This window comes from Pseudomonas sp. GW823-FHT02C05 (assembly GCF_058797595.1).
This window is the reverse complement of sequence record NZ_JBXAJU010000004.1, coordinates 681,059-702,370: the sequence shown is the minus strand read 5'-3', so window position 1 is coordinate 702,370 and position 21,312 is coordinate 681,059. Positions and strand designations below refer to the sequence as shown.

20 protein-coding genes are annotated in these 21,312 nt (G+C 60.2%); 9 read left to right on the top strand and 11 right to left on the bottom strand.

The genetic code is table 11. From position 1 onward, the window contains the following. Positions 1-16: 16 nt before the first annotated feature. Both gmhB and AC1RGE_RS24655 read left to right on the top strand, forming a co-directional pair. On the top strand, positions 17-550 hold the full coding sequence (gene gmhB / locus AC1RGE_RS24660) for a D-glycero-beta-D-manno-heptose 1,7-bisphosphate 7-phosphatase (RefSeq protein WP_011058402.1): 534 nt from the start codon (positions 17-19) through the stop codon (positions 548-550). An 83-nt stretch (positions 551-633) separates the two neighbouring features. Beyond that, positions 634-1,404 (top strand): lysophospholipid acyltransferase family protein, encoded by a 771-nt coding sequence (locus AC1RGE_RS24655; RefSeq protein ID WP_011058401.1) that lies wholly within the window; start codon positions 634-636, stop codon positions 1,402-1,404. 180 nt (positions 1,405-1,584) lie between these two features. Here the strand turns inward: AC1RGE_RS24655 and AC1RGE_RS24650 are convergent, their stop codons facing one another. From AC1RGE_RS24650 to AC1RGE_RS24640, 3 genes are all read right to left on the bottom strand, one after another. Next, a complete protein-coding gene (locus AC1RGE_RS24650) occupies positions 1,585-3,903 on the bottom strand; it encodes a CHASE2 domain-containing protein (RefSeq protein ID WP_011058400.1) in 2,319 nt (772 codons plus the stop codon). A gap of 18 nt (positions 3,904-3,921) precedes the next feature. Further along, positions 3,922-4,920: a FecR family protein gene (locus tag AC1RGE_RS24645; protein WP_011058399.1), complete on the bottom strand. Its 999-nt coding sequence runs from the start codon at positions 4,918-4,920 to the stop codon at positions 3,922-3,924. A 399-nt stretch (positions 4,921-5,319) separates the two neighbouring features. Further along, a complete protein-coding gene (locus AC1RGE_RS24640) occupies positions 5,320-5,607 on the bottom strand; it encodes a hypothetical protein (protein ID WP_492585180.1) in 288 nt (95 codons plus the stop codon). A 228-nt stretch (positions 5,608-5,835) separates the two neighbouring features. Here AC1RGE_RS24640 and AC1RGE_RS24635 point away from each other — a divergent pair, with 228 nt between their 5' ends. Then, positions 5,836-6,564 (top strand): response regulator transcription factor, encoded by a 729-nt coding sequence (locus AC1RGE_RS24635; protein WP_492585178.1) that lies wholly within the window; start codon positions 5,836-5,838, stop codon positions 6,562-6,564. 27 nt (positions 6,565-6,591) lie between these two features. On the opposite strand, the gene AC1RGE_RS24630 is transcribed toward AC1RGE_RS24635, so the two are convergent. The 8 genes from AC1RGE_RS24630 to dnaA form a co-directional block, all read right to left on the bottom strand. Further along, positions 6,592-6,912, bottom strand: a complete 321-nt coding sequence (locus AC1RGE_RS24630; protein WP_169892327.1) for an immunity protein Imm33 domain-containing protein — start codon at positions 6,910-6,912, stop codon at positions 6,592-6,594. Continuing rightward, the gene (locus AC1RGE_RS24625) at positions 6,909-7,394 is read right to left on the bottom strand and encodes a DUF4265 domain-containing protein (RefSeq protein ID WP_492585176.1); all 486 of its coding nucleotides are present in this window, start codon (positions 7,392-7,394) and stop codon (positions 6,909-6,911) included. The genes AC1RGE_RS24630 and AC1RGE_RS24625 overlap by 4 nt, the downstream gene beginning before the upstream one ends. A 151-nt stretch (positions 7,395-7,545) precedes the next feature. Continuing rightward, a complete protein-coding gene (locus AC1RGE_RS24620) occupies positions 7,546-8,070 on the bottom strand; it encodes a DUF4265 domain-containing protein (protein WP_492585175.1) in 525 nt (174 codons plus the stop codon). Positions 8,071-8,318: 248 nt separating this feature from the next. Further along, on the bottom strand, positions 8,319-8,723 hold the full coding sequence (locus AC1RGE_RS24615; RefSeq protein WP_492585173.1) for an Imm1 family immunity protein: 405 nt from the start codon (positions 8,721-8,723) through the stop codon (positions 8,319-8,321). Between the two features lie 124 nt (positions 8,724-8,847). Then, on the bottom strand, positions 8,848-11,265 hold the full coding sequence (gene gyrB / locus AC1RGE_RS24610; protein ID WP_492585171.1) for a DNA topoisomerase (ATP-hydrolyzing) subunit B: 2,418 nt from the start codon (positions 11,263-11,265) through the stop codon (positions 8,848-8,850). A gap of 4 nt (positions 11,266-11,269) precedes the next feature. Continuing rightward, positions 11,270-12,373 (bottom strand): DNA replication/repair protein RecF, encoded by a 1,104-nt coding sequence (gene recF / locus AC1RGE_RS24605; RefSeq protein WP_011058393.1) that lies wholly within the window; start codon positions 12,371-12,373, stop codon positions 11,270-11,272. Between the two features lie 20 nt (positions 12,374-12,393). After that, on the bottom strand, positions 12,394-13,497 hold the full coding sequence (gene dnaN / locus AC1RGE_RS24600) for a DNA polymerase III subunit beta (RefSeq protein WP_011058392.1): 1,104 nt from the start codon (positions 13,495-13,497) through the stop codon (positions 12,394-12,396). A 38-nt stretch (positions 13,498-13,535) separates the two neighbouring features. Then, positions 13,536-15,077 carry a chromosomal replication initiator protein DnaA gene (dnaA, locus tag AC1RGE_RS24595; protein WP_011058391.1) on the bottom strand — a complete coding sequence of 514 codons (1,542 nt, stop codon included), beginning with the start codon at positions 15,075-15,077 and terminating at the stop codon, positions 13,536-13,538. Positions 15,078-15,643: 566 nt separating this feature from the next. Between dnaA and rpmH the strand changes: the two genes are divergently transcribed. From rpmH to AC1RGE_RS24565, 6 genes are all read left to right on the top strand, one after another. Further along, positions 15,644-15,778, top strand: a complete 135-nt coding sequence (rpmH, locus tag AC1RGE_RS24590; protein WP_003213577.1) for a 50S ribosomal protein L34 — start codon at positions 15,644-15,646, stop codon at positions 15,776-15,778. A gap of 16 nt (positions 15,779-15,794) precedes the next feature. Further along, positions 15,795-16,196, top strand: coding sequence for a ribonuclease P protein component (gene rnpA, locus AC1RGE_RS24585; protein ID WP_026020269.1), 402 nt, complete (start codon positions 15,795-15,797; stop codon positions 16,194-16,196). Beyond that, entirely contained in the window at positions 16,189-16,434 is a 246-nt protein-coding gene (yidD, locus tag AC1RGE_RS24580; RefSeq protein ID WP_003213574.1) for a membrane protein insertion efficiency factor YidD, read from the top strand. Before rnpA ends, yidD begins: the two co-directional genes overlap by 8 nt. Before the next feature lie 2 nt (positions 16,435-16,436). Next, a complete protein-coding gene (gene yidC, locus AC1RGE_RS24575) occupies positions 16,437-18,137 on the top strand; it encodes a membrane protein insertase YidC (protein WP_011064394.1) in 1,701 nt (566 codons plus the stop codon). Positions 18,138-18,216: 79 nt separating this feature from the next. Further along, complete coding sequence (gene mnmE, locus AC1RGE_RS24570) at positions 18,217-19,587, top strand: tRNA uridine-5-carboxymethylaminomethyl(34) synthesis GTPase MnmE (protein ID WP_492585169.1); 1,371 nt, start codon at positions 18,217-18,219, stop codon at positions 19,585-19,587. Positions 19,588-19,898: 311 nt separating this feature from the next. Further along, positions 19,899-21,311, top strand: a complete 1,413-nt coding sequence (locus AC1RGE_RS24565; protein ID WP_072443369.1) for an amino acid permease — start codon at positions 19,899-19,901, stop codon at positions 21,309-21,311. Position 21,312: the final 1 nt, after the last annotated feature.

The window sequence follows — 21,312 nt, the reverse complement described above, 5'->3', positions numbered from 1 at the left end:
CAGGTAGGGAACTGCTGTGAAACTGCTGATACTCGATCGTGACGGCGTGATCAATCACGACTCCGATGCCTACATCAAATCGGTGCAGGAGTGGATTCCGCTCCCCGGCGCGATCGAAGCCATTGCGCAGTTGAGCAAGGCCGGCTGGACGGTGGCGATCGCCACCAACCAGTCCGGCATCGCTCGCGGCTACTACGACCTGGCCACCCTCGATGCCATGCACGCGCGCCTGCGCGAACTGGTGGCGGAGCAGGGCGGCGAAGTCGGGCTGATAGTCTATTGCCCCCATGGGCCCGACGAAGGGTGCGCCTGCCGCAAACCGAAACCGGGCATGCTGCGAACCATTGCCGAGCATTACCAGGCAGAACTGACAGGTCTATGGTTTGTCGGTGACAGTCTCGGTGACCTGGAAGCCGCAAAAGCCGTCGACTCTCAGCCAGTATTGGTAAAGACCGGGAAAGGCGAAAAGACTCTGGGGAAAACCCTGCCGGTAGGCACCTTGATTTTTGACGACCTGGCGGCCGTTGCCGCTGAACTTATCCACAATTAGGCCCCTTCTGGCATCCTGACCAAGGACTGTTCGGGAGAGCGCTTTTTAACAGGCGGGCAATGCCCGCAATGGTAAATGCCGCTATGTCGATCCTGCAGGCCATCAGAACCTTTTTCTTTTACCTGCTACTGGGCACCAGTTCCTTGCTGTGGTGCTCCCTGAGCTTTTTTATCGCGCCGTTCCTCCCATTCAAGGCGCGCTATCGCTTTATCAACGTCTACTGGTGTCGCTGCGCGCTGTGGCTGACCAAGGTATTCCTCAATATCCGCGTGGAAGTGAAGGGCGCGGAAAACGTCCCCGAGCGGCCTTGCGTGATCGTTTCCAATCACCAGAGCACCTGGGAAACCTTCTTTCTCTCGGCCTACTTCGAGCCCCTGAGCCAGGTGCTCAAGCGCGAGCTGCTGTATGTGCCGTTTTTCGGCTGGGCCATGGCCATGCTGCGGCCCATCGCCATTGACCGGGACAACCCCAAGGCTGCCCTCAAGCAGGTGGCGAGCAAGGGCGACGAGTTGCTCAAGGACAATGTCTGGGTACTGATCTTCCCTGAAGGCACCCGTGTGCCCCACGGCCAGATCGGCAAGTTTTCCCGCAGCGGCAGCGCCCTGGCGGTGAATGCCGACCTCCCGGTGCTGCCGGTGGCCCACAACGCGGGCAAGTTCTGGCCGAAGACCGGCTGGGCCAAGCGCCCCGGCACCATCACCGTGACCATCGGCGCGCCGATGTATGCCGAAGGCAGCGGCCCGCGGGCCATCGCCGAGCTCAATGACCGGGTGGCGGCCTGGAATGAACAGGCTCAACGGGATATGGGCTCATTGCCACCATTGGCCACTTCTACGGATAAGGTTGCTGTATGAGCTTCTGTGGATAACCTGTGTACGACTTTTCCTACAAGGCTTGAAATCGAATTATAAATCACTGATTTATATATATATTTCCCAAGCTCATAAAATGTGGAAAAACGTGCATAAGTTTTTCAGCAGACAAAAAAACCGGCCTTGGAGCCGGTTTTTTTCACCTGGGATATTCCCGGCCCTTCATTCCTCCAGCAAAGGCAGTTCGAGGATGAAGCAAGAGCCCCGACCCACCACGCTCTGGCAACTGATACGGCCCTGATGCCGGTCCACCACCGCCTTGACCATGGACAAGCCCAGGCCCAGGCCATCAATGCCCTTGGCCGAAGCAAAACGCTGGTACTGGCCGAACAGCTGGGGCAGATCCGCGGCATCGATACCCCGGCCTTCATCGCTGATCTCGCAGCGCAGCCAGCCTGGGGTACAACTGACCCGAACACTCACCCTGGACTCCACCGGGCTGTACTTGATGGCGTTTTCCAGCAGGTTGAACAGCGCCCGGGTCAGTAGCGACTGGTCCGCCAGCACCAGGCCTTCGGCCTCGTCGTCCAGGTCATGCTCCAGGTGAATGTCCTTCAACTGGGCTAGGGTCGTGGCCTGATCGAAGGCGTCCAGGACCAGCATGGCGAACATGCTCGGTTCGAACTGGTAGGCCTCCGACTCGGCCTTGGCCAACTGCACGAAGGCCTCGGTCAGAGCCAAGGCCCGGCGTACCTGCTGTTCGATCTGGCCGTACACCTGCCGGGGCGTCGCCGGCTGATGGCGCTGCACATCCAGCAAGGCCAGGATCGCCGAATGGGGCGCGCGCAGATCATGGGACAGAAAGCGCAACAGCACGCTGCGTTGCTGTTCGGCGTCGCGCTCGACGCTGAGGTCGGTGAGGCTCAGCAGCCAGCCAATGGCGGTATCGCTGTCCACCGGCAGCAGCGGCGCCAGTTCCATGCGCAGGCTGCGCTGCTGAACATCACGGAACTCCACCGCCGGCAGTTGTTCCAGCCGGGGGTACAAGGCCGGTTCCGTCAGGCCCGGGTAACCCAGGGCAGCCAACTGGGCAATCAGCCCTTCACCCACCAGGGAATGGGCAAACACTTCCCGTGCATTGCGGTTGGCCAGCAGGATCTTGCCGTCGGGGTCGCTGATCAGGGTCGCCACCGGCAGGTACTCCAGGCCATCGGCGATAAAACGCCGGGTGTCCCGGGTGCGGCTCAGGGCCTGCTCCAGAGCGACGATCTGCCCCTGCAGCACATCCCCGGCCGGGGCCTGGCTGCGCCGGCGTTCCGGCAACACCTTGGGCTCGCTGTCCAGGCGCGCCAGTTCCCAGCCGAAGTAGGCCAGGATCACGCTCAGCCGGCGCCAGTTCCAGATCAGGTAGGCCAGCAGCATGCCCAGCAGGCTGGCCACCGGCGACCACCAGTAGCCCAGCCGCAGCATCAATACCGAGCCCGCCAGGCCCAGCCCCATGCAACCCAGGGTTATCCACAGCGCGTGGCGCGGCCGCCACAGCAACAGGCCCAGCAACACAGCGGTCAGGGCCATGGACAGCAGCATCCCCGACCACTGGCCCAGGGCAACCACGCTGCGATGCTGGAGCAGGCCGTTGAGCAGGTTGGCCTGGATCTCCACCCCCGGGGTGGTGCCCTGGCTGCCGGATTGCGGGGTCACGTAGCGGTCCCCCAGCCCCGGGGCCGTGGAGCCCACCAGGATCAGCCGGTCGCGCAGCAGCTCCGGCGGCACTTCGCCCCGCAGCACGCTGACATAGGGCACGCTGGGAAAGCCGGCGTCGGCGCTGATAAAGGGAATGCGCACCGGGTTGGACCGCAGCCACCCCTGGGCCACGCGAGGTTCACCGGGCCCGGGCATATGGGGAAATGCCGGCTCGGCTTCGGTCAGTTGGTACAGCAGCCATGTCAGTTGCGCCCGGGGAGCCAGCATCGGGCCTTCGCGCAGGTACACGCTGCGCACCGTGCCATCGGCATCCGCTTCGGCATTGATATGGCCCAGGCCGCGGGCGCAATTGCGCAGCAGCGGCACCGGCGGGATTTCCTCAATGTCCTGGCCATAGCGGGCAACGCCCTGGCGCAGCACCGGCAGGAACACATTGCCGGCCCGGCACAGGGCGGCAGCCAGGCGGGTGTCGTTTTCCACCGTGCTGCCGGGTTCACTGAGGATCACATCGAACAGCACCCCTTTGGCCTCGGCCGCGCTCAGCCGGTCCAGCAGTTGGCCATGAATGGCCCGCGGCCAGGGCCAGCGCCCCAGTTGCTGCAAGCTGTAGTCGTCGATGGTCACCAGCAGGATGCGCGGGTCCACCGGTAGCGGGGTGAAGCGCCGCAGGTTGTCGTAGAACAGATTGTTCAGGGCCAGGCCGTGGCTCAGGGACAACACCGCAGTCAGCGGCAGAAGAATCAGGCTGACCCACAGCCACTCCCGCACCAGCCCGCGGAACAGGCGCTGAGCCTGGGTCGGTTCACGGCCTTCGGCCCGACGGCGCCACACGCTCATGGACGGCCCACCGGAGCGTTATTCAACACGGGTGGTCCTGGGGTAATAAAAGATGTCATAGACCCCGGTTTCGCCTTCCAGGCCGTGCTCATCGAACGCCGAAAGACGCACGTGATAAAAAAATGCCTGCAAGCCGGTGAAGTTGACCTGCGGGGTGCTGGAGAACTGCTCCTGCTTGATGTTCAGGAAGTCCTTGTCGGTGGCGACCTGGGCCCGGTAGCGGCTGGCCCCGGGCAAAGGTTGCAGGATCAGTTGCCAGACGGGCAGGGCACCGGTCTGTCCGGCCTGCCCCAGCAGCCTCGGCGCGGACAGCAGTTCCACCGGCTTGAGCTCGCCCTGTTTCTGGATCCGCAGCCCCTGGCGCGCCATGACCTGGACTTCACCCGGCACCGGGCCTGCCGGTTTATCCACAGGGCGCTGACGCGGACGCCGCGGTCCCGGCTGCGGCGCGTCCTCTTCGCGATTCACCGCCACCTGGCCATTGAGCACCTCCACCAGAGATTGCTGATCGTCATTGCGTACCCGGAAGTGAGTACCGCGAACCCCCAGCACGCCCACCGGCGTAACGATCTGGAAGCGGTCGTGATCACTGGTGCGCTTGATCACGTAGGACTCGATCTGGCCCTGCTCCAACACAACCTGAGGGATGGCGTATTGGTTATTGAGTTGCAGGGTGACTTGGGAACTGGAAGGCAGCACCACCCGCGAACCGTCTCCCAGGGACAGGCTGACAAAGGCCGACGGCGAGGTCCTGACCCCTTCCTTCTCATCAATGCTCATGCCTTCCTGCAGGAGCACCTCGCGTCCCTTGGCGTCCAGTTTCCAGGCTTCGCCGGTCAGGTGTTCCACCGTCGCCGGCAGGGGCTGGCCACGACACTGCTGGTTGTCATCGATATAGGGCAGCCGTGGCGCAGCCGCCTGTGCCGCACACAACGGCAGAATCAGCCCGGCCAACAGCAGGGCGACACGCGCGACCTGAGGCCGGCCGGTGGACGGAAAAGGGCAGAGGTCATTCATGGATGTGCTTAGAGCCTTTGGGAAAACCGCGGCGAAATCCTACGCACCATACCTGAGGCAGATCGTTGGCAGAAAGCCGAACGCTGCGGGATGTCGCCCAAAGACAGGAACCCGGTCGGGCGAGGGCGGAAACAGGACAGGGCGAGAAGAAAGTGACACGTCCCTGTGTCGGAACCGGAGCGACAGGTCGCCCGGCCCAAAGTCCTGAGGAGGCACTCCCTGTATTCCCCTTCAACGACGCACGCGAGCGCGCGTTGTCCCGCCAGCCTGGCGGTTGACACTCCCTGTGTCGGAGCACTTCCAGGTGCCCCCGTGTGCCACTCAGCGGGAAGCAATGTAACGCTGGCCGCAAAGCTGCGACGGATTTGCAATATTTGTTCAGAATCATTGCCGCGGCCTCTAGAACACCCAGCGCGGGGCCGGTGGCTGCAGGTTCGTGGGTAGCGCTGTCCGACCGATCACGGGCTCGGCGTCCAGGGTCAGGTTGGAGTCACTGCCAGCGGACAGGGCAGACGCCGGGTATTGCCCGATGCCGGAGGGCTGACAGCAGCCCGCTGTGGACGCTGGCACGGTACAGGCACTGATTCCCAGATAAGCCGCCAGCATCAAACTGAGAAGACGCACCGGATCATCGCCGCTGAATATTCTGACAAGCGCGACCTGGCCTTTCCTGAGCAGGTTCCCCATGGTTCTTTTCCTTGTTTGTACGAGCCGGTATCGTGCTGCTCAATAGCCCGACGGCCCGTGCTCCGGGCGCCTTACCGGCTATTTGATATCAGCGTACCGAGGGACCCGGGGCTCAAGAGCAATTCGCCACAATTGTTCAGATTCAGGTCAGGTGCCTAAACTTCCCCTCAGTCCGAGCCCGGCAGCCACGGCCCCGGACGCTCTTGGAACCATAAGGAACTGCCTCGCATGCGTGTCGCGATACTGGATGACGAACCTGCGGAACTGGCGCGGGTGGAACAGACACTGCGAGAGATTCCCGGCCCCGGCGAACAGCCCTGGACCTTGCACAGCTTTGAGCGCGGAGAAGACCTGCTGCGCCAGTTGCGCCGGGAAACCTTCGACCTGCTGATCCTCGACTGGCAAGTGCCGGACCTCAGCGGCCTGTCCCTGTTGCGCTGGACCCGGGAACACATGGATTCGCCGCCCGCGGCCATCATGCTCACCAGCCGCGATGCCGAGAGCGATATCGTCCAGGCCCTGAACACCGGTGCCGACGACTACCTGAGCAAGCCGTTTCGCCCCAACGAACTCAAGGCCCGGGTCAACGCGGTACTGCGCCGCCATGGCTTGCAGCGCAACCATAGTGAAGAAGTGCAGAGTTTCAACGACCTGAGCTTCGATGATGCGGAACTGACCGTCACCCGCGCCGGCGCTCCCATCAGCCTTACCGAGCGCGAGTACCGCCTGGCCCGCTGCCTGTTCGCCAACCTGGGCCGGCCGCTGTCCCGGGAGTACCTGTACGAACGGTTCTGGACCCATGAGGAAATCGTTTCCTCACGGCCCCTGGATACCCACATCTACCGCTTGCGCAACAAACTCGGGCTGACCGCGGATCGCGGCTGGCAACTGTTGACGATCTACGGCTATGGCTACCGCCTGGAAAGTGTCGCGTCGCCTGAAGAACAGGGCAACTGACTGCTTGCCTTCAAAAGCGGCTTGATATCATTCCGGGTCCCGCCAGACATCTTCATAGCCGGCGCGGTCGATGATGAAACGCGTCCCGCTCGGCAGGTACAGGTAATCGATCACCTCCGGCAACAGCTCGAGCAGATGCTCGGCACACAGAGGCTGGTAGAAATCCACCGCAGTGGAATGTTCGCCGCAGTGGATAAACCAACTGACCGTGCCGTTTTCCGGCAACTCGACCCGGGTGCCATAGATGGGCGATTGCGCAAGGGAGCCTATGGCCAGCGCAATCATCGGCTCAGGAGCCTGGGGAGCAAGGTCGTAGCGTTCACAGATAAGCTGCTGTCTTTCGTTCATAGGGCCAGCCACCAATCGAGCAAGGTCTCGTCATCGGTGTCATCGAGGTTTTTATAGATGTTGGCGTAGTACCACTCGCTGCCCGTGGTCTCGCGAAAGCGGTTGAAGAACAGGGCGATGTTGTCCATGCCGTTCCGCGCCGGCACCGACAATGTCAGATTGCCTTTGTAGCGCCCGTCGAGCATGCCACCCAATTCGCTCGCCACATCCGTCGCCAGGGCCATGATGTGTTCTTCCGGGATGTGATCCGAATAGATATGGATGCAGAAGTTGCCGCCACGCTTGAGCACCACGGCAGGGGCCTGTGGATCCTTGATCGAGATGATGTCACCCTTGGCCAGGTTCAGCGCCAGCCCTGGTGAATAGAGAATCTGGTAACTGTCCTCATCCATCCGCCGGACATGCAGTGGCTCATAGACCGGGCCGCGGCTGTTGCGCCCCGCGACAACCCGAATCGATATTTCCTGGTTTTCATCATCCATAACCCATTTCCGTGCGATTGCTGTTTCTACAAAGGGTGAAATGAGCCGAACCGGCCCAGCCGCGTAGCGGGGTCAACTGATCGATAAACACATCTCGAACGCGCCTGTTCGATGGCCGGATCGTCTCGCAGCTCAGGTGCCAGCACAGCACCTAGTGATCCCGCCAGGTGACGCACTCAAGTGAGGCCAGTGAAGAGCACTCGCTCAGGCGCGCAGGCTCAATGGCCCCGTGCTGTAAACAGGCATCTTCATAGGCGACCTGTTGATCGTCGGTGATGGAGGCCAGGTATTGGTCGATGGCGCAAAAACTGACCTCGGGCGCGATATCCACAGTGAACAGCGACAGGCCCCGGGTAACCGTACAGCTGGCGCCGAGGCTGCGCAGGTGCTGCACAATCCCCGTGCGCTCTGACTCGCGCTCGGCAAAAACCCGCAGCGTCGAGTGCCCGGATTGCCGCACCACGCCGGTAGCGATCCGCTCATGGGTCTCAGCGCGAGTCAGCACCCAGTCCCCCTTGCTCACGCCATAGAGATAGTAGGGCGTGTTATCCAACTGGTAGACATCTGCCCCCCGTTGAATGCCCCACATCGACTCATACTCCGCCGGTGGATAACCGTCGGCGTCGATGGTGAGCTTGAAAATGATCTTGTGAAGCTGTGCTGTCGAGTTATCCATTCCATCTCACAGAGGCGCCGCCAGGGGCCTCATGAACTGTCCGGAAAAGAAGTTTTCCCGAAGGAAAAATGACCTCTGGCGCTATCGGGCATGACCTGGGCCGTATTCTCATCCGACGGATAGAAAAAGTCGTGCGACACGTTGCTTGCCTTCAAATCTGGAGCGTTGAAACGCCAGGCGCCGAGGAAGCGTGCTTCATCGAATAGGTGGCGGCTCGTATCTGCCAAGGTCCACGTACTTGTTGTCCGTTAGCCTTCCACTTCCCAGACCAGATCGGGATCAGCCGAGCCATAGGCCGAGAAATAAGCCAGGGCCTGCCTCGCTCGTTCCTTAGTCACACACTGATACCGAGGGTAACTGCCGGATTGGCCGCCCGCGACCAATTCAACCCGCTGATCGTCAGGGCCGTCTGTACTGAGCAGGGTCTGCAACGATTGATCGATGTCCTGGGCAATGAAGACGACATACTGATCGGCCGCACCGCCCCCGATGTGCATCAGGGTCTCGTCGCTGAAGAAAAAAACCGTCGAGCTGAAAGCCTTTCCATCAAGACGATCGAACGCGGCCAGCACCTGCATCGAGTCGGGGTTTAACCGCTCATGGGGGTGGCAATGATTACCGGCATATTCATCTTCGATGATTTTCTTGAGCATTCGCCATGACCACCTTGGGCCGGATAAAAACGTCAATTGTTAGGGATGAGGGATTGAACAATCTGCCAATAAAAAAGGCCAACGCAAAGCGTCGGCCTTTTTTATTTTCAGCTGCGTAACCGGATCAGAAGTCCAGGTTGGACACCGCCAAGGCGTTGCTTTCGATGAAGTCGCGACGAGGCTCGACCGCATCACCCATCAGGGTGTTGAAGATCTGGTCGGCGCCGATAGCGTCTTCGATGGTCACCTTGAGCATGCGGCGCATGCTTGGGTCCATGGTGGTTTCCCACAGCTGGTCAGGGTTCATCTCGCCCAGACCTTTGTATCGCTGGATGGTGTGGCGCTTGGTGCTTTCCGCCATCAGCCAGTCCAGGGCTTCCTTGAACTCGGTAACCGCTTTCTTGCGCTCGCCGCGCTGAACATAAGCGCCTTCGTCCAGCAGGGTGCTCAGTTGCGCGCCCAGGGAAACCACGGTCTTGTAGTCGTTGCTGCCGAAGAAGTCGCGGTTGAAGGTGACGTAGTTGGACAGCCCGTGGGAGATCAGTTCGACCTCTGGCAGCCACACATTGCGTTCACGGTCTTCGCGCAGGCTGGCCTTGTAGACCAGGCCGGACTTCTCGGAAGTGCGCAGGCGGGCGTCGTACTTGGCCAGCCAATCCTGCATGGCGGCGTGGTCGGACAGTTGCTCCATGGTCACGGCCGGCAGGTAGATGAAGTGCTCGGTCAGCTCCTGTGGGTACAGGCGCGACAGGCGCTTGAGGGTCTTCATCACCATGCGGAAGTCGTTGACCAGAGCCTCTAGCGCAGCGCCGGAGATACCCGGTGCTTCGTCGTTCAGGTGCAGGCTGGCATCTTCCAGAGCCGACTGGGTCATGTAGTCTTCCATGGCGTCGTCGTCTTTGATGTATTGCTCTTGCTTGCCTTTCTTGACCTTGTACAACGGCGGCTGGGCGATGTAGATGTAGCCGCGCTCGATCAGCTCCGGCAACTGACGGAAGAAGAAGGTCAGCAGCAAGGTACGGATGTGCGAACCGTCCACGTCAGCATCGGTCATGATGATGATGTTGTGATAACGCAGCTTGTCGATGTTGTACTCTTCGCGACCGATGCCGCAGCCCAGCGCGGTGATCAGGGTGCCCACCTCTTGCGAGGAGATCATCTTGTCGAAGCGCGCCTTCTCGACGTTGAGGATCTTGCCTTTGAGCGGCAGGATCGCCTGGGTCTTGCGGTTGCGTCCCTGCTTGGCGGAGCCGCCAGCAGAGTCACCTTCCACCAGGTAGAGTTCGGACAGGGCCGGGTCCTTTTCCTGGCAGTCCGCCAGTTTGCCCGGCAGGCCGGCGATATCCAGCGCGCCTTTGCGGCGAGTCATTTCACGGGCTTTACGCGCCGCTTCACGAGCGCGGGCAGCGTCGATCATCTTGCCCACCACCAACTTGGCTTCGTTGGGGTTTTCCAGCAGGAAGTCGGAGAAGTACTTGCCCATTTCCTGTTCGACCGCGGTCTTCACTTCGGAAGAAACCAGCTTGTCCTTGGTCTGGGAGCTGAACTTCGGATCCGGCACCTTCACCGAGATGATCGCGGTCAGGCCTTCACGAGCGTCGTCACCAGTGGTGGCGACCTTGTGTTTCTTGGCCAGGCCTTCCTGCTCGATGTAGTTGTTCAGGTTACGGGTCAGGGCCGAACGGAAGCCCACCAGGTGGGTACCGCCGTCGCGCTGAGGAATATTGTTGGTGAAGCACAACAGGTTCTCGTTGAAGCTGTCGTTCCACTGCAAGGCGATTTCCACGCCGATGCCGTCTTCACGCTGGATGTTGAAGTGGAACACCTGGTTGACCGCAGTCTTGTTGGTGTTCAGGTATTCAACGAATGCACGCAGGCCGCCTTCGTACTTGAACAGCTCTTCCTTGCCGCTGCGCTCGTCCTTGAGGACGATGCCGACACCGGAGTTGAGGAACGACAGCTCACGAATCCGCTTGGCCAGGACGTCCCAGCTGAAGTGGATGTTCTTGAAGGTTTCAGCCGAAGGCTTGAAGTGGATCTGGGTACCGGTGGTTTCGCTGTCACCAACGATTTTCATCCGCTCTTGCGGAACACCGTGGACATAGGTCTGTTCCCAGATCTTGCCGCTACGGCGCACGGTGAGGATCAGCTCCTCGGACAGGGCGTTCACTACCGATACACCTACGCCGTGCAGACCGCCGGAGACCTTGTAGGAGTTGTCGTCGAACTTACCGCCGGCGTGGAGCACGGTCATGATGACCTCTGCCGCCGAAACGCCTTCTTCTTTATGCACATCTACCGGGATGCCGCGACCGTTGTCGCGCACGGTGATGGATTCATCCGGGTGGATGATGATGCTGATGTCGTCGCAATGGCCGGCCAGCGCTTCGTCGATGGAGTTATCGACCACCTCGAACACCATGTGGTGCAGACCGCTGCCGTCATCGGTGTCGCCAATGTACATACCGGGACGTTTGCGTACGGCATCCAAACCTTTCAGCACCTTGATGCTGGTCGAGTCGTACGTATTTTCTTCGCTCATGCCTTCACTCCCGATGGTCGTGGGTCTGGGTGATACGGCCTTGTTCCACGTGGAACAAAGCGACTGGCGTTTCCGTCTGCCAGCCTTCCCTCAATAATTCGTGGTCTACACAGGTGATAAACACCTGGCAGCGTAAGTCTTCCAACAAGCGACAAAGTGCGCGGCGATGCTGCTCGTCCAGCTCGGACGGCAAGTCATCCACCAGATAAATACACTGACCGCGGCGGGCCTGGCTCACCAGGTGCCCCTGGGCAATGCGCAAGGCACAGACCACCAACTTCTGCTGGCCACGGGACAAGATGTCCGCGGCGTTGTGTCCGCCTAAGCGCAGACGCAAATCAGCACGTTGTGGGCCGGCCTGGGTATGACCCATTTGCTGGTCACGGTGGAGGGCGGTCGCGAGCACTTCACTGAGCTCCCGGTCCTTGTCCCAACCACGGTAATAGCTAAGCGTCAGGCCCTCGAGCTGCAACAGTTCGCCCAAGGTCCGCTCAAAGACTGGTTTCAAGGCTTTGATATAAGCGCGGCGGTATTCATCGATTTCAGCGCTGGCCTGACACAGTTCCCGGTCCCAGGCCGCTTGCGAAGCGGCGTCAAGTGTACCATGCCGCAGCCATGAGTTCCGCTGCCGCAGGGCCTTCTGCAAGCGCTGCCAGGTGGACATGAAGCGTGGTTCCACATGGAACACTCCCCAATCCAGGAACTGCCGACGGATCTTCGGTGCGCCCTCCAGCAGGCGGAAGCTGTCCGGGTTGATCAACTGCAGCGGCAGGATCTCGGCCAACTGCGCCGCGCTGCGGGCATTCTGACCGTCGATGCGGATCTGGAATTCCCCCTGGCGATCACGGGATATCCCCAGGCTGCTATGGCCGCCCTGGGCCAACTCCACCTGGCCGAACACCGTGCAAGCCAGCTGCTCGTACTGGATCACCGGCAACAGGCGGGCACTGCGGAACGAGCGGGCAAGCCCCAGCAGGTGGATGGCTTCCAGCACACTGGTCTTGCCACTGCCGTTGGCGCCGTAGAGAAGGTTGATGCGGGGGGAGGGGGAGAAGGTCACCGGGTGCAGATTGCGCACCGCGGTGACCGAGACGCGACTGAGGGACATCTAGCTTCTGCTGAGCATGATTACAGGCGCATCGGCATGACAACGTAAGCCGAGTCGTCGTTGTCGGATTCCTGCACCAGCGCACTGCTGTTGGAATCGGACAGGATCAGGCGAACCTGTTCGGTGGTCATCACGCCCAGAACGTCCAGCAGGTAGCTGACGTTGAAACCGATTTCCAGGGAACCGCCGTTGTATTCCACGCCCACTTCCTCTTCCGCCTCTTCCTGCTCCGGGTTGTTGGCCTGGATCTTCAGCTGACCATTGGCCAGTTGCAGACGGATGCCGCGGTACTTCTCGTTGGACAGGATCGCGGTACGGCTGAAGGCTTCGCGCAGCGCCTGGCGATCACCCAGTACCAGCTTGTCACCGCCTTTTGGCAGCACGCGCTCGTAATCCGGGAACTTGCCGTCCACCAGCTTGGAGGTGAAGGTGAATTCGCCGGTGGTGGCACGAATGTGGTGCTGGCCCAGGACAATGCTGACGTTGCCATCGGGCTCGGTGAGCAGGCGCGCCAGTTCCAGGATGCCTTTGCGCGGCACGATCACCTGGTGGCGATCCGGCTGGCCGATGTCCGCCTGCATCGAGCACATGGCCAGACGGTGACCGTCGGTGGCCACGGCGCGGATGATCCCGGCGGACACTTCCAGCAGCATGCCATTGAGGTAGTAGCGCACATCCTGCTGGGCCATGGCGAAGCTGGTGCGTTCGATCAGGCGGCGCAGTCGGCTCTGCTCCAGCTGGCAGGTCAGCGAGCCCGGGCCTTCTTCCACGGTCGGGAAGTCGTTGGCCGGCAGGGTCGACAGGGTGAAGCGGCTACGCCCGGCCTTCACCACCAGCTTCTGCTCGTCGACCTTGATGTCGATCAGGGCATCGTTGGGCAGGCTCTTGCAGATGTCCATCAGCTTGCGCGCGGGAACGGTGATTTCCCCCGGCTCGGCTGGCTCTTCAAGTTGCACACGACCGACCAGCTCGACTTCCAGGTCGGTACCGGTCAGCGACAGTTGCTGGCCTTCGACAACCAGCAGCACGTTGGAAAGCACCGGCAAGGTCTGGCGGCGTTCGACGACGCCGGCGACCAGTTGCAGGGGTTTCAACAGGGCTTCGCGTTGAATGGTGAAATGCATGGTCTAGTCCCTTGCCTTAATAAGCTGCGTTGGAGTCATCAAGTGGTCAGAGTACGCAGCAGGTTCTTGTAGTCCTCGCGGATGTCCGCGTCGGATTCCTTAAGTTCATTGATCTTGCGGCAGGCGTGCAGAACCGTGGTGTGGTCGCGACCGCCGAACACATCGCCGATTTCCGGAAGGCTGTGGTTGGTCAGTTCCTTGGACAGGGCCATGGCCACCTGGCGCGGGCGGGCCACCGAACGGGAACGCCGCTTGGACAGCAGATCGGAAATCTTGATCTTGTAGTACTCGGCGACGGTGCGCTGGATGTTATCCACAGACACCAGCTTGTCCTGCAGCGCCAGCAGGTCCTTCAACGATTCGCGAATCAGCTCGATGGTGATATCGCGGCCCATGAAGTGCGAGTGGGCGATGACCCGTTTCAGGGCACCTTCCAGTTCACGGACGTTGGAGCGAATGCGCTGGGCAATGAAGAACGCTGCATCATGAGGCAGCTCGACCTTGGCCTGGTCGGCCTTCTTCATCAGGATCGCCACCCGGGTTTCCAGCTCAGGCGGTTCGACGGCCACCGTCAGGCCCCAGCCGAAGCGCGACTTGAGGCGCTCTTCCAGGCCTTCGATCTCCTTCGGGTAGCGGTCGCTGGTGAGAATCACCTGCTGGCCGCCTTCGAGGAGGGCGTTGAAGGTGTGGAAGAACTCTTCCTGGGAACGCTCCTTGCGGGCGAAGAATTGAATGTCATCGATCAGCAGCGCATCGACCGAACGGTAGAAACGCTTGAATTCGTTGATGGCGTTGAGCTGCAACGCCTTGACCATGTCCGCCACGAAGCGCTCGGAATGCAGGTACACGACCTTGGCATTCGGGTTCTTCTTTAATAGGTGGTTACCCACAGCGTGCATCAAGTGGGTCTTACCCAGGCCGACGCCGCCATAAAGGAACAGCGGGTTGTAGCCATGCTTGGGGTTGTCCGCCACCTGCCAGGCCGCCGCGCGGGCCAGCTGGTTGGATTTACCCTCGACGAAATTCTCAAAGGTGAAAGTGCGGTTCAGGTAGCTGGTGTGCTTGAGCGCGCCTTCTACCTGGACGGTACGCTGTTCGGCGCGTACCGGTGCCTGCTGCGAGCTGGCGCCCGCCATCGGGTCGAAGCTGTCACGAGAGGGTTCTTCGCTGACTTCGGCAGCCTTCTGCGCGGCGGCTTTCTTGGCCGGGGCAGAAGTGGGTGCCGGAGCGGGCGCGGGAGCAGCAGCCGGGGCAGCATTGGCTGCTGCGGCTTGCAGGGCTTGCGAAGCGGCAGCGGCCAGTGGCGCGTTAGGTGCGGCGCGAGGCGCCGAACTGCGTTTGCTGCCTATTAATAAGGAAAGAACCGGTGCCATGCCGTTGCCGTGTTCATCCAGCAGCTCGAGCACGCGCCCCAGGTACTTTTCATTGACCCAATCGAGAACAAAACGATTCGGTGCGTATACACGCAACTCGTCGCCTTCGGCTTCGACCTGTAGCGGACGGATCCAAGTGTTGAATTGCTGGGCAGGCAGCTCATCACGCAGAAGCTCCACGCACTGCTGCCAAAGTTCCACTGACACGGATATCCCCTAAGTTGAAAGCCGGTGAGGCAAAAACAAGCGGCCATTGTAGCGATCAGCCGCCCACTTATCCACATGTAGCGTGTCCTCAGGACACTAAGAATCAACGCCTTACCCCGAATAAACACGACCAGCGGTATGTGCATAAGCTCTGTGGATAACCCCACTTGAGGCCATTGCACAACTCGGGGCGAAACTCTGTGGGTAACTCGCCTGTGGATAACCGACGGTTCCACACACAGGTTTTCCGATGGCGCAGCACAGGCAGGACACCGTTTCTCAACCGTGTTGTCATTCTCTGTACAGTACGGACTAGAAGGGCTTGAGTCAGTTATCCACAGATGAGGACGTCCCTAGTCTTTATAAGCTTTACAGAAAAGCTTTAAATACTTTCCTTCTTTATTTTTATATCTAGCCGACCCTGGCTCACAACCCCGTACCCGGACATACATAGATAAAGGAAAAGCTGGTTGGAAATTGACCTAGAGGCTTGCTTTCTCTAGAATCGCCGATCTCTTAAAACGGGGGCCATTCCGGCCCGTTGTGGACGAACCAGGTAACACGACATGAAACGTACTTTCCAACCAAGCACTATCAAACGCGCTCGTACCCACGGTTTCCGTGCTCGCATGGCTACCAAGAACGGTCGTGCCGTCCTGTCGCGTCGTCGCGCCAAAGGTCGTGCGCGTCTGGCAGTTTGATAATCCGGCACTGGAGGTGAGTCAGGACTTCAGTCGGGAAAAGCGTCTGCTTACTCCCCGGCACTTCAAGGCGGTCTTTGACTCCCCTACCGGCAAGGTTCCGGGGAAAAATCTCCTGCTCCTTGCGCGCAACAACGATCTTGATCATCCCCGTCTGGGGCTCGTGATCGGGAAAAAGAGCGTAAAACTCTCCGTTGAGCGCAATCGCCTCAAGCGTCTGATGCGCGAATCGTTTCGTCTCCACCAGGACTCACTGGTCGGATGGGATATCGTTATCGTCGCGCGCAAAGGTTTGGGCGATGTAGAAAACCCCGAATTGATTCAGCATTTCGGCAAACTCTGGAAACGCCTGGCACGCAACAAGCCGGTACCAGCAGCCAACTCCGAAACTGTAGGGGTAGACAGTCCCGATGCGTAAACTGGCACTCGTTCCGATCCAGTTTTACCGCTATGCCATTAGTCCTCTGATGGCCAATCACTGTCGTTTCTACCCCAGTTGTTCCTGCTACGCGTTGGAAGCCATCGAAAATCATGGCCTTCTGCGCGGTGGCTGGCTGACCTTTCGTCGTTTAGGTCGCTGTCATCCGTGGAATCCCGGTGGTTATGACCCGGTTCCACCTATCCCTACCTCCCGTTCTTCTTCGATGGCCGAGTAATCATGGATATCAAACGCACGATCCTGATCGTCGCCCTGGCAATCGTGTCCTATGTCATGGTTCTTAAATGGAACCAGGATTATGGCCAAGCTGCCCTGCCGACTCAGAATGTTGCTTCCAGCACGACCGCCCCGGGCTTGCCGGATGCGCCAACAGGCACTTCCGCTGCCAACGACGACATTCCGCGCGCGGCAAGCGACACCACCGCACCCGCTGAAGCGCCTGTAGCGGCAAGCAAAGATCTCATTCAGATCAAAACGGATGTGCTCGACCTGGCTGTCGATCCACAAGGTGGGGATATCGCGCAACTGCGTTTGCCACTGTATCCACGTCGTCAGGACCACCCGGAAATCCCGTTCCAGCTGTTCGATAACGGCAACGAGCGGACTTATCTGGCACAAAGTGGCCTGATTGGCAGCAACGGCCCGGACGCAAGCCCGGCCGGTCGCCCGATCTACTCGGCCGAGAAGAAAAGTTATCAACTGGCTGACGGTCAGGACCAATTGGTGGTCGACCTGAAGTTCAGCAAGGACGGCGTCAACTACATCAAGCGCTTCACCCTGAAGCGTGGCCTGTATGACATCACCGTTTCCTACCTGATCGACAACGAAAGCGCGCAGCCCTGGACCGGTGCGATGTTCGCCCAGCTCAAGCGCGACGCCAGTTCCGATCCATCCTCCAGCACCGCCACCGGCACCGCGACTTACCTGGGCGCCGCCCTGTGGACAAGTTCCGAGCCGTACAAAAAAGTGTCCATGAAAGACATGGACAAGGTGAACGAGGACAAATCCAAGGCACCCATCACTGAAAATGTTCAGGGTGGTTGGGTTGCCTGGCTGCAGCACTACTTCGTAACCGCCTGGATTCCGCCAAAAGGCGAGAACAACCAGGTTCTGGCGCGTAAAGACAGCAAAGGCAACTACATCATCGGCTACACCGGCCCTTCGATGACCGTTGCTCCGGGTGCCAAGGCTGAAACCAGTGCCATTCTGTATGCCGGCCCGAAAAGCCAGGCCGTGCTGAAAGAGTTGTCCCCAGGCCTGGAACTGACCGTGGACTACGGCTTCCTGTGGTTCATTGCCCAGCCGATCTTCTGGCTGCTGCAACATATCCACAGCCTGGTGGGTAACTGGGGTTGGTCGATCATCTTCCTGACCATGCTGATCAAGGGGATCTTCTTCCCACTGTCGGCTGCCAGCTACAAGTCCATGGCACGCATGCGTGCAGTGGCTCCGAAACTGGCCGCGCTGAAGGAAAAATTCGGCGACGATCGTCAGAAAATGTCCCAGGCGATGATGGAGCTGTACAAGAAAGAGAAGATCAATCCGCTGGGCGGCTGCTTGCCGATCCTGGTGCAGATGCCGGTCTTCCTGTCCCTGTACTGGGTACTCCTGGAAAGCGTGGAAATGCGCCAGGCACCGTTCATGCTGTGGATTACCGACCTGTCGATCAAGGATCCGTTCTTCATCCTGCCGATCATCATGGGCGCCACCATGTTCATCCAGCAGCAGCTGAACCCGACGCCTCCGGATCCGATGCAGGCCAAGGTGATGAAAATGATGCCGATCATCTTCACCTTCTTCTTCCTGTGGTTCCCGGCGGGTCTGGTGCTGTACTGGGTAGTGAACAACTGCCTGTCGATCGCTCAACAGTGGTACATCACTCGTAAGATCGAAGCGGCTACCAAGAAAGCAGCTGCCTGACCTACGCTGTGGATAACCACACAAGACGCCCCCTAGTGGGGCGTTTTGCTATCTGTCACTTTTGTCTGGATGTCGGGTTATGAATGTCCCTCGTGAAACCATCGCTGCCATTGCTACCGCCCAGGGCCGCGGCGGCGTGGGTATCGTACGGATTTCCGGGCCCCTGGCGGGCGCGGCAGCCAAAGCCATCAGCGGCCGTGAGCTGAAGCCGCGGTTTGCCCATTACGGGCCGTTTCTCAGTGAGCAAGAAGAAGTCCTGGATGAGGGGATTGCCCTGTATTTCCCCGGGCCGAACTCCTTCACCGGCGAAGACGTGCTGGAACTGCAGGGCCACGGCGGCCCGATTGTTCTCGACATGCTGCTGCAGCGCTGCCTGGAACTGGGCTGCCGCCTGGCTCGGCCGGGAGAATTCAGCGAGCGTGCGTTCCTCAACGACAAACTGGACCTGGCCCAGGCCGAAGCCATTGCCGACCTGATCGAGGCCAGTTCGGCACAGGCTGCGCGCAATGCCCTGCGTTCGTTGCAAGGGGCGTTCTCCCAGCGTGTGCATAACTTGACCGAGCAACTGATCGCCCTGCGGATCTATGTCGAAGCGGCGATCGATTTTCCCGAGGAAGAAATCGACTTCCTTGCCGATGGCCATGTGTTGAGCATGCTCGATGCAGTGCGTGACGAGTTATCCACAGTACTGCGTGAAGCCGGGCAGGGCGCCTTGCTGCGCGATGGCATGACCGTGGTGATCGCCGGGCGCCCAAATGCCGGCAAATCCAGCCTGCTCAACGCCCTGGCCGGGCGCGAGGCTGCCATTGTCACCGATATCGCCGGCACCACTCGGGACATCCTGCGCGAACATATCCACCTCGACGGCATGCCGTTGCACGTGGTGGACACCGCAGGGCTGCGGGACACCGAGGACCAGGTGGAAAAGATCGGTGTCGAACGGGCCCTCAAGGCCATCAGCGAGGCCGACCGGGTGTTGCTGGTGGTGGACGCCACCGCGGTGGAAGCAGCGGACCCCTTCGCCCTGTGGCCGGAGTTTCTCGAACAGCGACCAGACCCGGCCAAGGTCACGCTGATTCGCAACAAGGCCGATCTGACCGGTGAACCCATTGCCCTGGAAACCTGTGACGATGGCCATGTCACCATCAGCCTCAGTGCCATGGCCGCGGGTAGCGGGCTGGAACTGCTGCGTGACCACCTGAAAGCCTGCATGGGCTATGAACAGACGTCCGAAAGCAGCTTCAGTGCGCGCCGCCGGCACTTGGAGGCATTGCGCTACGCCAGTGCCGCCCTGGAACATGGCCGGGCACAGTTGACCCTGGCAGGTGCCGGCGAACTGCTGGCCGAGGACTTGCGCCAGGCCCAGCAATCGCTGGGGGAAATCACCGGGGCCTTCAGTTCCGATGACCTGCTGGGGCGGATCTTCTCCAGCTTCTGCATCGGCAAGTAATCATCCTTCCGAGCAAGCGCCTGTGGACAACTCCCTCTGGGATTCCGTCTGCGGGCGTTACCTTTATCCCCCATCCAAGCCCGCTGCGACATTGAGTAACAGCGCCTGCCTGAAAATCAGCGCTTTATCCCCCGGTTAATCAGCCAATAGCCGTCATATCGCAGAAGTTCGCATAAACGCCGACTTGGTTCCCTATTTGCATCCATTTCTTGTACAGGTTTATACATCTCGGGAAATTCCCCGGCATGCGTCGCCTGGGCCGACGGTTGGAAGCCGGCTGGTCTTCATGAACCTGCATTCAAGGAGCTGAAATGGCTGACGCGGGCACTGTTCTACAGCGTGGCCTGAGCACCCGGCACATCCGCTTCATCGCCCTGGGCTCTGCCATCGGCACAGGCTTGTTCTACGGTTCGGCGGCCGCCATTCAACGGGCGGGGCCTTCGGTCCTGCTGGCCTATCTGATTGGCGGCGCAGCCATCTACCTGACCATGCGCGCCCTGGGAGAGATGGCAGTCAGGACCCCTGTTTCAGGCTCTTTCGGACATTACGCCAGCAGTTATCTGGGACGTTTTGCGGGGTTTCTCACCGGCTGGAGCTACGCCTTTTCCATGCTCATGGTGTGCCTGGCTGACGTCACCGCATTTGGCGTCTACATGGGCCTGTGGTTTCCCGATACTCCCCGCTGGATCTGGGTGCTGAGCATTGTCCTGGGCATTGGCGCCTTGAACCTGTGCAGCGTAAAGGTGTTCGGCGAGCTGGAGTTCTGGCTGTCGCTGCTCAAGGTTGGTGCCATTGTGGCCATGATCGTCGGCGGCTTTACCCTGCTGTTCTTCGGCATCCAGCTTGGGGAGGAACAAAGCCGGGGAGGGCTGGCCAATCTCTGGGAATATGGCGGCTTTTTCCCTAATGGCGTGGAGGGCATGATCGCCTCCTTCACCATCGTCATGTTCGCCTTTGGTGGAATCGAAGTCATCGGCATCACCGCCGGCGAGGCCAAGGACCCGCAGCGCATGATCCCCAAGGCCATCAACTCGGTACCGCTGCGGATCCTGATCTTCTACGTACTGACCTTGCTGATTCTGTTGACCCTGGCTCCCTGGTCGAGCATCGGTAGCCATGGCAGCCCGTTCGTGCAGATTTTCAGCAGCCTGGGGATCAGTTCGGCGGCCACGGTGCTGAATATCGTAGTGATTTCCGCCGTGGTCTCGGCCATCAACAGCGATATCTTCAGTGCCGGGCGAATGATGTATGGCATGGCGGCGATCGGGCAGGCGCCGGCAGTGTTCGCCAGGACCTCCCGGTTCGGCGTGCCCTGGATGACGGTGTTGGTCATGTCGGTGGCATTGCTGCTGGGGGTGCTGCTCAACTACTGGATCCCGCAGGAACTGTTCCTGATCTTTGCCTCGCTGGTGACCTTTTCCGTGGTCTGGGTCTGGCTGATGATCCTGCTGTCACAAATGGCCATGCGTCGTGGCATGAGTACCAGGGAAATCCACGAACTGAAGTTCCCGGTGCCCCTGGGCACTGCGGGTCAGGCCTGTGCCGTGGTTTTCATGTTGTTCATCTTCGGTGTGCTGGGCGCATTTGCCGATACGCGCCTGGCTCTGTATGTGGGGCTGGGCTGGTTGGCGCTGCTGTCGCTGGCCTATTGGATATGGATCAAGCCGGATACCACCGGCTCGGCCGCCGCCGAGCCCGGTATCGGAACTCAGGAAAAGGGATAAC

Coding starts and splice junctions, on each gene's coding strand:
- AC1RGE_RS24655 (WP_011058401.1), top strand. CDS start 634: ATGTCGATCCTGCAGGCCATCAGAACCTTTTTCTTTTACCTGCTACTG.
- AC1RGE_RS24650 (WP_011058400.1), bottom strand. CDS start 3,903: ATGAGCGTGTGGCGCCGTCGGGCCGAAGGCCGTGAACCGACCCAGGCT.
- AC1RGE_RS24645 (WP_011058399.1), bottom strand. CDS start 4,920: ATGAATGACCTCTGCCCTTTTCCGTCCACCGGCCGGCCTCAGGTCGCG.
- AC1RGE_RS24640 (WP_492585180.1), bottom strand. CDS start 5,607: ATGGGGAACCTGCTCAGGAAAGGCCAGGTCGCGCTTGTCAGAATATTC.
- AC1RGE_RS24635 (WP_492585178.1), top strand. CDS start 5,836: ATGCGTGTCGCGATACTGGATGACGAACCTGCGGAACTGGCGCGGGTG.
- AC1RGE_RS24630 (WP_169892327.1), bottom strand. CDS start 6,912: ATGAACGAAAGACAGCAGCTTATCTGTGAACGCTACGACCTTGCTCCC.
- AC1RGE_RS24625 (WP_492585176.1), bottom strand. CDS start 7,394: ATGGATGATGAAAACCAGGAAATATCGATTCGGGTTGTCGCGGGGCGC.
- AC1RGE_RS24620 (WP_492585175.1), bottom strand. CDS start 8,070: ATGGATAACTCGACAGCACAGCTTCACAAGATCATTTTCAAGCTCACC.
- AC1RGE_RS24615 (WP_492585173.1), bottom strand. CDS start 8,723: ATGCTCAAGAAAATCATCGAAGATGAATATGCCGGTAATCATTGCCAC.
- gyrB (WP_492585171.1), bottom strand. CDS start 11,265: ATGAGCGAAGAAAATACGTACGACTCGACCAGCATCAAGGTGCTGAAA.
- recF (WP_011058393.1), bottom strand. CDS start 12,373: ATGTCCCTCAGTCGCGTCTCGGTCACCGCGGTGCGCAATCTGCACCCG.
- dnaN (WP_011058392.1), bottom strand. CDS start 13,497: ATGCATTTCACCATTCAACGCGAAGCCCTGTTGAAACCCCTGCAACTG.
- rpmH (WP_003213577.1), top strand. CDS start 15,644: ATGAAACGTACTTTCCAACCAAGCACTATCAAACGCGCTCGTACCCAC.
- yidD (WP_003213574.1), top strand. CDS start 16,189: ATGCGTAAACTGGCACTCGTTCCGATCCAGTTTTACCGCTATGCCATT.
- yidC (WP_011064394.1), top strand. CDS start 16,437: ATGGATATCAAACGCACGATCCTGATCGTCGCCCTGGCAATCGTGTCC.
- mnmE (WP_492585169.1), top strand. CDS start 18,217: ATGAATGTCCCTCGTGAAACCATCGCTGCCATTGCTACCGCCCAGGGC.
- AC1RGE_RS24565 (WP_072443369.1), top strand. CDS start 19,899: ATGGCTGACGCGGGCACTGTTCTACAGCGTGGCCTGAGCACCCGGCAC.